This window comes from Betaproteobacteria bacterium (assembly GCA_016713305.1).
Taxonomy (GTDB): domain Bacteria; phylum Pseudomonadota; class Gammaproteobacteria; order Burkholderiales.
Window position 1 is genome coordinate 428,859 of the sequence record JADJPK010000007.1, and the last position, 10,160, is coordinate 439,018.

A 10,160-nucleotide genomic window follows, 5' to 3' on the forward strand; every position below is an offset into this window, starting at 1 on the left:
GTGCTGAAGCTCGAACAGATCCAGAAGAGCGCGGCCATCTCGGGCTTGGAGCCCGGGCAGGTCGTGCGCATCGTCACGACAGAGCCGGTCGGTGACAACGCCCTCACCGTTTACTACAAGACCGCCGACGGCTCGCTGCGCGAGCGGATGCTGTTCCGCACCGACGAGGCCAACCTGTCGTTGGCCGAAGCCGGCCGCCCATGGGCCTTCGACGCCCCAGGCGAGGACTTCAAACTTGCCACCGAGGCCTACCGGATCAACCTGGCCCACCTGTTCGATCCGATGATGGCGGTGCACACGTCGAACGTGGAGCCGCTGCCGCACCAGATCACGGCGGTCTACGAGTCGATGCTGCCGCGCCAGCCGCTGCGCTACGTGCTCGCCGACGACCCCGGCGCTGGCAAGACCATCATGGCAGGCCTCTTCATCCGCGAGCTGCTGATGCGCGCGGATGCCAAGCGCGTGCTGATCGTCGCCCCCGGCAGCCTGGTCGAGCAGTGGCAGGACGAAATGTTCGACAAGCTCGGCCTGTCGTTTCCGCTGTTTTCGCGCGAGCAGGTCGAACAGTCGCGCAGCGGAAACCCCTTCGACGACCACGACCTGCTGGTCGCCCGCGTCGACCAACTGTCCCGCACGGACGACCTGCAAGAGAAGCTACGCCTGTCGCGCTGGGACCTGGTGGTGGTCGATGAAGCCCACAAGCTCTCGGCCAACTACTTCGGCAACAAGGTCAACAAGACCAAGCGCTTTCAGCTGGGCGAGCTCCTGGGTTCGGTCACGCGCCACTTCCTGCTGATGACGGCCACGCCGCACAACGGCAAGGAAGAGGACTTCCAGCTGTTCATGTCGCTGCTGGACGCCGACCGCTTCTACGGAAAGTTCCGTGACGGCGCGCACAAGGTGGACGTGTCCGACCTCATGCGCCGCATGGTCAAGGAGGAACTGCTCAAGTTCGACGGTACCCCGCTGTTCCCCGAGCGCCGGGCCTACACCGTCAACTACAAGCTCTCCGATCCCGAAGCTGCCCTGTACGCGGCCGTCACCGACTACGTCAAGGAGCAGTTCAACAAGGCCGACCAGTTGGCCGACAGCGGACGCAAGGGCACGGTGGGCTTCGCCTTGACGGCGCTGCAGCGCCGCCTGGCTTCCAGCCCGGAGGCCATCTATCAGTCGCTCAAACGGCGGCGCAACAAGCTCAAGCGCCGCGTCGAGGAAGAGAAAACTCCGTCAGCGCGGCCAGTCACTGGCCGAGACCCTGGGTGGCAACAACGGCCTGCCAGACGACATGTGGGAAGCTGCCGACGCCCTGTCGCCCGAAGACTATGAGAACTTCGAAGAGGCCGTGGTCGACCAGGCCACGGCGGCCCAGACTATCCAGGAACTGGAGGCCGAGATCATCATCCTCGAAGGCCTGGAAGAGCAGGCCCGCCAGGTGGTGCATTCCGGTCAGGATCGCAAGTGGGATGAGCTCTCCCGCCTGCTGCAAGACACGCCGGAGATGCGCGACGCCGAGGGGCGACAGCGCAAGCTCATCATTTTTACTGAGCACCGCGACACGCTGAACTACCTGGCGGTGAAGATCCGCGGCCTCATCGGCAGCGAAGAAGCCGTGGTGATGATCCACGGTGGGGTCAAGCGCGAAGAGCGCCGCAAGGTGCAGGAGCTGTTCCGCAACGACCCCACGGTGCGCGTCCTGCTGGCCACAGACGCTGCTGGCGAAGGCGTCAACCTGCAAAACGCCAACCTCATGGTCAACTACGACCTGCCCTGGAACCCCAACCGGATGGAGCAACGCTTTGGCCGCATCCACCGCATCGGCCAGCGTGAGGTCTGCCATCTGTGGAACATGGTGGCCGCCGAGACCCGCGAGGGTGACGTCTTCCAGCGCCTGTTCGAGAAGCTGGAGGTGGAGCGCGAAGCCCTTGGTGGTCGAGTGTTCGACATCCTGGGCGAGGTCTTCGAGGACAAGCCAGCCTCAAGGACCTACTAATCGAGGCCATCCGCTACGGCGCGGACCCTGAAGTCCGTGCCCGCCTGCTCAAGAAGGTGGAAGGCGCGCTGGACACCCAGCACCTTGAAAACATCATCAAACGCAATGCACTGTGCGAAGAGGTGATGAGCACCGAGCGCCTGTTTGCCGTCAAGGAAGAAATGGAAAAGGCCGAGGCTCGCAAGCTGCAGCCCTTCTTTATCCGCGCCTTCTTCAAGCAGGCTTTCCAGCAGTTGGGCGCCGAGCTGCGCCCGCGTGAGCCTGGGCGCTACGAAATCACCAACGTCCCGGCCATCATCCGCGAGCGCGACCGGCAAATCACCGGCCGCGACCGCCGCACTGCCGACCCGGGGCTACGCCGCTACGAGCGCGTCTGCTTCGAGAAGCAGTACGTGCGGCTGACCGACCGTGTCGGCGCCCCGATGGCCAGCCTCATCCATCCCGGTCACCCCTTGATGCAGGCGGTCACCGACCTTGTGCTGGAAGCTCACCGCAACAAGCTCAAGCAAGGGGCGGTATTGGTGGACCCGAGTGATATGGGCATCACCCCGAAGGTGATGTTCATTGTCGATCACGCCGTCAAGGAAGGGGCAGACCCCGCGCGCATCGTCTCGCGTCGCATGCAGTTCGTCGAGATCGACCCGCAGGGACACGCCATCAACGCCGGTTGGGCGCCTCACCTGGACCTGGAGCCCATTGCGCCTGCCGACCTCACGTTGATCGAAGACGTGCTGGCCGCCCCGTGGATCGCCAAAGACCTCGAGCAACAGGCCTTGGCCCATGCCGGAAGCTTCCTGGTGCCCGAACACTTCGATGAAGTTCGCACCCGCCGCGAGAAGGCGGTGGACAAAACCCTGGCCGCCGTGCATGAGCGTCTGGTCAAGGAAATCAACTTCTGGTCCGACCGTTACATCAAGCTGCAAGACGACCTGGCTGCCGGCAAGGATGTGCGTCTGACGCTGGAGAACGTGCGCCGCACCATCGACGACCTGACCGCACGCCGCGAATCGCGCGAGAAGGAGCTGCTGGCCATGCGTCATGTGGTCTCCGCCACACCGGTCGTGCTGGGCGGTGCGCTGGTGATCCCGGCGGGCCTGTTGCTGCAGCGCAAGGGTCAGCCCGGCTGGTCGGCGGATGCCGACGCGCGCACCCGCATCGAGCGCATCGCCATGCAGGCGGTGATGGATGCCGAGCGTGCGCTGGGCCATGAGGTCATCGACGTCTCGGCGCAGAAATGCGGCTGGGACGTCACCAGCATCCCCAAAGCCCTCGACGGCCGTCTGCCCACCTCGCGCCACATCGAGGTCAAAGGTCGCGCCAAGGGTCAGACCACGATCACGGTCACCCGCAACGAGATCCTCTATGGCCTCAACCAGGCGGACAAGTTCATCCTGGCCATCGTGCTCGTTGACGGCGACGGCTACGCCGGGCCGTTCTACATCCGCAAGCCCTTCACCCAGGAGCCCGACTGGGCGGTGACCAGCATCAACCTGGACCTGGACGCGCTGCTCGCGCGCGCCACGGCGGCGGAGGGCTCGCTGTGAGCCCGATCTATGCCCAGAAACAGAAACGCCCTCACGGGGAGGGCGTCGGGCCAGGGCTGCTCACCTTGGCGGGGCTGCAAGAAGAGACGCCTCCCGAGGGAGGCGTCGGGCCGGAGATGCTATCTCCGGCGGGGTTAATGCGCCATATTGTCGTCAGACCAGGCTCTGCTGTCAAGCCGAGCAGCGTTTCCGGAGGCCAGCCATGCAGCGCGTGACGGCCTACGTGGACGGCTTCAACCTCTACTTCGGGTTGAAGGATTCCAGCTTCAAGCGCTACTACTGGCTCGACGTCTCAGCGCTTGCACAGAGCCTCCTCAAGCCTGGGCAGCAACTGCTGGCCACGCACTACTTCACGGCCCGCATCCGCGCCAATGGCCGCAACTCGGCTGACCAGAAGCGGCAGAACGACTACCTCGAAGCCCTGGCCCTGCGCGGCGTGCGCTGCCAGTTCGGCCACTACCTGCAGAAGACACGCCAGTGCCGGCAGTGCGGCTCGAGCTGGCCCGACTACGAAGAGAAGATGACGGACGTGAACATCGCCATTCAGTTGCTCGGCGATGCCTTTGACAACGCCTTCGACACAGCGCTCGTCATATCTGGTGACAGCGATCTGACGACACCCATCCGCAGGGTGCGCGAGCGCTTTGCCCAAAAGCGCATCGTCGTCGCCTTTCCGCCCAGTCGTTATTCGAACGAACTCAAGCGCTGCGCCAACGGCTACCTCACCATTGGTGAAGACAAGCTGCGGGCCAGCCAGCTGCCCGAACAACTCGTCAAGCCCGATGGCTACGTGCTCGCACGCCCTGCCACCTGGCGCTGAAGGACTTCAAGAATGACCAGCATCAAAGCCCCCAAGAAACTCATCGAAGTGGCGCTACCGCTCGACGCCATCAACGAAGCTGCGGCGCGCGAGAAGTCCATCCGCCACGGCCACCCCAGCACCCTGCACCTGTGGTGGGCGCGCCGGCCCCTGGCGGCGGCGCGCGCAGTGATCTTTGCGCAGATGGTCAATGACCCCTCCGAAACCATCAAGGGCGATCGACGTACCCGCGCCTGGAAAGACGCAGTGAGCCTCGAGCGCGAGCGCCTGTTCAAGATCATGGAAGATCTGGTGCTGTGGGAGAACACCAACAACGAGGAGGTGCTGGAACGCGCCCGCGCCGAGATCCGCCGCTCCTGGCGCGAGACCTGCGAGCTCAACAAGAACCATCCGCAGGCGGCCAAGCTGTTCAACCCGGAGAATCTCCCCGCCTTCCACGACCCCTTCGCCGGCGGCGGCGCCATCCCGCTGGAGGCGCAGCGCCTGGGGCTGGATAGCTACGCGTCGGACCTGAACCCGGTCGCGGTGACGATCAACAAGGCGATGATCGAGATTCCGCCGCGCTTTGCGGGGATGAGGCCAGTAGGTCCCGCTCTTGGAGATGCTCGACAGTCGAACCTGCATGAAGATTGGTCCCGAGCACGTGGCCTCGCCGAGGATGTCCGACGTTACGGTGCGTGGGTGCGTAATTCTGTCGAAAAGAAGATTGGCCACCTCTATCCAAAGGTGAGAATAACCACGGCGATGGTCAAGGACCGACCCGAAATTCAGCATTTGGTCGGCCAAGAGTTGACTGCTATTGCATGGCTTTGTGCCCGCACAGTGAAGAGCCCAAACCCCGCATTGAATTCCGTCGATGTTCCACTGGTTCGATCATTCTGGGTATCGGCCAAAGAAGGCAAAGAAGCCTGGGTTGATCCCGTAGTTGATCGCGAAAACGGCAGCTACTCGTTTGTCGTCCGGACCACGGGCTCACCGAAGATTGAGCAGACGGTGGGTCGAAAGGGGCGATGTGCATCATGTCGGACACCCCTATCCCTCTGAGCTACATCCGCTCAGAGGCAAAAGCTGGGCGATTGGGGCAGAAGCTCTTTGCAGTTGTGGTCGATGGTCCCTCAAGGACGACTCTACTTATCTCCGAGTGACGAAGTGGCAGCGATCGCTGCACAGGCAGAACCGGCAGAGCCGATCCCTTCGGCGGCAATCGATCACTGGGCGGGGTGCACAAACTGCGTGGTTTATGGCTTGGAGAACTTCGAGCAGTTGTTTTCGAAGCGGCAACTCACTGCATTGACGAACTTCTCTGACGCAGTTATTTCGGTCCGTGAGAAGGCTTTCAATGACGCTCTCGCCCAAGGCATGCCAAACGACGACAGGCCTCTCGCGGAGGGCGGAGCAGGGCGCGAGCTTATTCAGAAGCCATTTCGGTATTGCTGGCCTTCGTCGTGGACAAGTGCGCGGACTATTGGTCAACAATGTGCACTTGGCACAACACGGGGAGAAGATCGGCCATACCTTCGGGCGGCAAGCAATCCCGATGAGTTGGGATTATGCGGAGACAAATGTCTTCTCCGATTCATCTGGCAACTGGCTGGGGATGGTGCAGTGGGTAGCTAAGGTTGTCGAAGCACTGCCGGCGATGGGAGGCGGCGTCGCTGTTCAGCATGATGCCGCAACCTCATTCGATAAAGCGACTCTTCCCGTTGTTTCTACAGACCCCCTACTACGACAACGTCCCTTATTCCAACATATCCGACTACTTCTATATTTGGTTACGTCGCTGTATCCGGGACATCTACCCAGGCTTGTTTGCAACCATCACAGTTCCGAAGATGCCGGAGCTAGTCGCCAATCAGTTTCGACATGGAGGCAAGGAGAAGGCATTCGCATTCTTCATGAATGGAATGCAGGCCGCCATTTCGCAGCTTCGCAGCTCCGCCCATCCGGCTTTTCCGGTGACGATCTACTACGCGTTCAAAGCGTCGGAGACGGAAGACGGTGAGGGAACCTCTAGCAGCGGGTGGGAGACTTTCCTCCAGGCAGTAATTGCCTCCGGGTTTTCGATTACCGGAACGTGGCCTATGCGCACGGAGATGGGGGCACGGCGTATGGCTGTGGGCAACAACGCCCTGGCTTCCAGCGTGGTGCTGGTGTGCAAGAGGAAGGAGGCCGAAGCGCCGACGGTCTCACGCCGAGAGTTCATCCGCGAGCTCAATGCCAACCTTCCGGATGCGTTGGCGGAAATGACTCGAGGCGGAGTTAACTCACCTGTCGCGCCGGTCGACTTGTCACAGGCAATCATCGGTCCAGGCATGGCCATCTTCAGCCAGTACGCAGCAGTGCTCGAAGCGGACGGCACCCCGATGCGCGTCAAGACGGCGTTGCAGTTGATCAATCGGTTCCTAGCGGAAGACGACTTCGACCACGACACGCAGTTCTGCCTGCACTGGTTCGAGCAGCAGGGATGGGCCACGGGCAAGTTCGGTGAAGGCGACGTGCTGGCCCGCGCCAAGGGCACCAGCGTGGCTGGCCTGCAGGCAACGGGTGTGGTGGAGTCAGGCAAGGGTGACTTGCGGCTACTGCGCTGGGCAGAGTTGCCGCGTGACTGGGCGCCAGAAACGGACTCCCGTCTGTCGGTCTGGGAGGCGTTGCACCACCTCATCCGCGCGCTGAATCAGGACGGCGAGTCGGGCGCCGGGCCCTGCTGGCGCGCATGATGCCCCGCGCCGAAGCCATCCGCGCACTGGCCTACCGCCTTTACACCCTCTGCGAGCGCAAGGGCTGGGCCGAGGAGGCCCGCGCCTACAACGAGCTCGTAACGGCCTGGAGCGCCATCGAGCAAGCGGCCAGCGAAGCGGGCGTGGTCGGCTCGCAAGCGCAACTGGATATTTGATTGGGGAAGATCATGACACTGAAACCCTGGCGCGAGATCGCAGAGCCGCATTCCGATGTGCGGGAGGGCAAGTTCCAGCAGGCCGAGTTCGCGGCGGACCTGTCGCGGGTGCATGCGCGTACGGCCAACGAGGAGTACCAGAACCCGGTGCTGTTCTTCCAGCGCACCTTCATCACCGAGGGCATGCGCCTGCTGCTGGACTCAGTAGTCAAGCGCCTGGCCGGCAAAGGTGGCGATCCGGTCATTCAGCTTCAGACCGCATTCGGCGGCGGCAAGACACACACGATGCTGGCGGTCTACCACCTCGCCAAGGGGGCGGCGCCGGCGAGCGAGCTCCAGGGCGTGCCCCCGATTCTGGATGCAGCCGGCGTGACGGAGTTGCCCAAGGCCCGTATCGCCGTGCTCGATGGCGTGGATCTGCTGAGCCTGGCCAGCAAGCCCCGTGTCCATGACGGCTGCACGGTGCGCACACTCTGGGGTGAGTTGGCCTGGCAGCTGGGCGGCGAGGCCAGCTACGAGCACGTGAAAGAAGCCGACCTGACCGGTACCGCGCCGGGCAAGAAGGAGCTCGCGGACATGCTGGCGGCCAGCGCTCCGTGTGTGATCCTGATGGACGAGCTGGTGCGCTATGTGTCGCAGTTCGAGGAAGGCAAGACCCTTTCGGGGGGTACCTACGACACCCAACTTTCCTTCGTGCAGGCACTCACCGAGGCCTTGAAGGCGGTGCCGACGGCGGTGCTGCTCGCCTCGCTGCCGTTCTCGGATCGCGAGGCGGGCAGCCAGCAAGGCGTCAAGGCCCTGCGTGCGCTCGAACACTACTTCGGCCGCGTGCAGGCGTTGTGGAAGCCGGTGGCCACTGAGGAGGCGTTCGAAATCGTCCGCCGCCGCCTCTTTACCAGCATCAACGACAAGCTGGCGATGGAGTCAGTGTGCCGCGCTTTCGCGGACTACTACATCGCCAACCGCGAGGACTTTCCCCAGGAGACGCAGGACAGCAAGTACTTCGAGCGCCTGGTCCACGCCTATCCCATCCATCCCGAGGTGTTCGACCGCCTGTACGAGGACTGGTCCACGCTGGACAACTTCCAGCGCACCCGCGGCGTGCTGAAGCTGATGGCCAAGGTTATCCATCGCCTGTGGAAGGACGGCAACAACGACCCGTTGATCATGCCTGGCAGCGTGCCGCTGATGGATGCCGACACGCGCAACGAGGCCATCTACTACCTGCCGCAGGGCTGGGACCCAGTGATCGAGCGCGACGTGGATGGCGAGCGCTCCGAGACTTGGGAGATCGAAAACAAGGACACCCGTTTCGGCAGCGTGCAGGCCTGCCGCCGCACTGCCCGCGCGATCTTCCTCGGCAGCGCGCCCAGCACATCGAACCAGCTCGTGCGCGGCCTCGAACTGGAACGTGTGCTCCTCGGCGTCGCCCAGCCCGGCCAGCAGGTCAACCTTTACAAGGATGCGCGGAGGCGCCTCTCCGACCGACTGCACTACCTGAACCACGCCAACAACCGCTTCTGGCTCGACACGCGGCCCAACTTGCGGCGCGAGATGGAAGAACGCAAGCGCCGATTCCAGGACAAGGAGGATGTGTTCCCGAGCGATCCGCGAGCGCGTGCAGCGCAGCTTTGCCAGCGGCGTGTTCGGCGGCATCCACATCTTCACTGGCAGCGGCGACGTTCCGGATGACTGGGCATTGCGGCTGGTGGTGCTGCCGCCAGATGCGGCCTTCAGTAAAAGCGGCCAGAGCCTGGCAGTGGAGCGCGCCACCGAGATCCTGAAGAAGCGCGGCGACCAGCCCCGCTTCAAGCAGAACCGCCTGATCTTTGTGGCCGCGGACTACGACAGCGTGAGCCGCCTGAAGGACCACGTGCGCTCGTACCTCGCATGGCGCAGCATCGCCGGCGACTACAAAGACAACCGCATTGTCCTCGACAACCTGATGGCCAAGCAGGCGCAAGAGAGCCTTTCGCAGGCCGAGGAAACCGTGCGGCGGATGATTCGTGAGACCTATAAGTGGCTGCTGGCCCCGGTGCAAGAGGCACGGCCGGGCAAAGGGCTGTCTGAGGTGATGTGGGAGCACTTTCCGCTCAACCCAGGCGCCCAGAACTGGTCGCAGGAGATCGAACGCGTCCTCAAGGAAAACGAGCTGCTCATCAGCGAATGGGCTCCGATCCACTTGGCCAAAGTGCTGAAGGACTGGTTCTGGAAGGATGACGTCAAGGATGTTCCGGCGCTCACCGTCTGGCAGCAGAGCTGCCAGCAGCTCTACCTGCCGCGCTTGAAGGATGACACCGTCTTCCAGATGACGATGGCCGCAGGCGCCGAGAGCCGTGAGTTCTTCGGCTTCGCGCAAGGCAAGGAAGATGGTCGCTACATCGGCTTCAGCTACGGCAAGCGCACGTCGCTCATCATGGACGCGTCGCTGTTGCTGATCGAGCCTGTCGCCGCAGCAGCCTACATGGAGGCGCTGCGCGCGGCGGAAGAAGGCCTCCCGTGCGAAGGCCGCCGACGCCAGCGGCGGTGGGGCAACGACGACCGTTCCCACCGGCGGCGGCATGCCCCGCGCGGAGGACTCGGCCAAGGGTGGCTATGCCACGGGCGGCGGCATCGCGGGGCAATCGATCAAGAAGCAGTTCTACGGTAGCATCGAGCTCGACCCGTTCCTGGCGAAGAAGCAGTTCGCCGATCTGGTCGACGAGGTCGTTCAGCAGTTCACCATGCGCCCCGGCGTCAAGGTGAAGATCGCCATCGAGATCCAGGCCGAGTCTCCCTCCGGATTCGATGACGGCCTGCAGCGCGTGGTGAAGGAGAACTGCAACGTGCTCAAGTTCAAGAACGCGGAGTTCGAGGAATAGAGGAGGATGGCGAAATGGCAGGCCTTGGTTACGAAATTGATTTCTTACCCGT

1 protein-coding gene and 3 pseudogenes are annotated in these 10,160 nt (G+C 63.1%); all 4 read left to right on the forward strand.

The genetic code is table 11. The features are described 5' to 3' along the window. The 4 genes and pseudogenes from IPK20_10110 to IPK20_10125 all read left to right on the forward strand — a co-directional run bounded on the left by IPK20_10110 (nucleotide 1) and on the right by IPK20_10125 (nucleotide 10,108). Nucleotides 1–3,534: pseudogene (locus tag IPK20_10110) on the forward strand (DUF3883 domain-containing protein). A gap of 202 nt (nucleotides 3,535–3,736) precedes the next feature. Next, a complete protein-coding gene (locus IPK20_10115) occupies nucleotides 3,737–4,354 on the forward strand; it encodes an NYN domain-containing protein (protein MBK8017011.1) in 618 nt (205 codons plus the stop codon). 12 nt (nucleotides 4,355–4,366) lie between these two features. Beyond that, a pseudogene (locus tag IPK20_10120) lies at nucleotides 4,367–7,247 on the forward strand (DUF1156 domain-containing protein). A gap of 12 nt (nucleotides 7,248–7,259) precedes the next feature. After that, nucleotides 7,260–10,108 (forward strand): annotated as a pseudogene (locus IPK20_10125) (ATP-binding protein). Nucleotides 10,109–10,160: the final 52 nt, after the last annotated feature.

Coding starts and splice junctions, on each gene's coding strand:
- IPK20_10115 (MBK8017011.1), top strand. CDS start 3,737: ATGCAGCGCGTGACGGCCTACGTGGACGGCTTCAACCTCTACTTCGGG.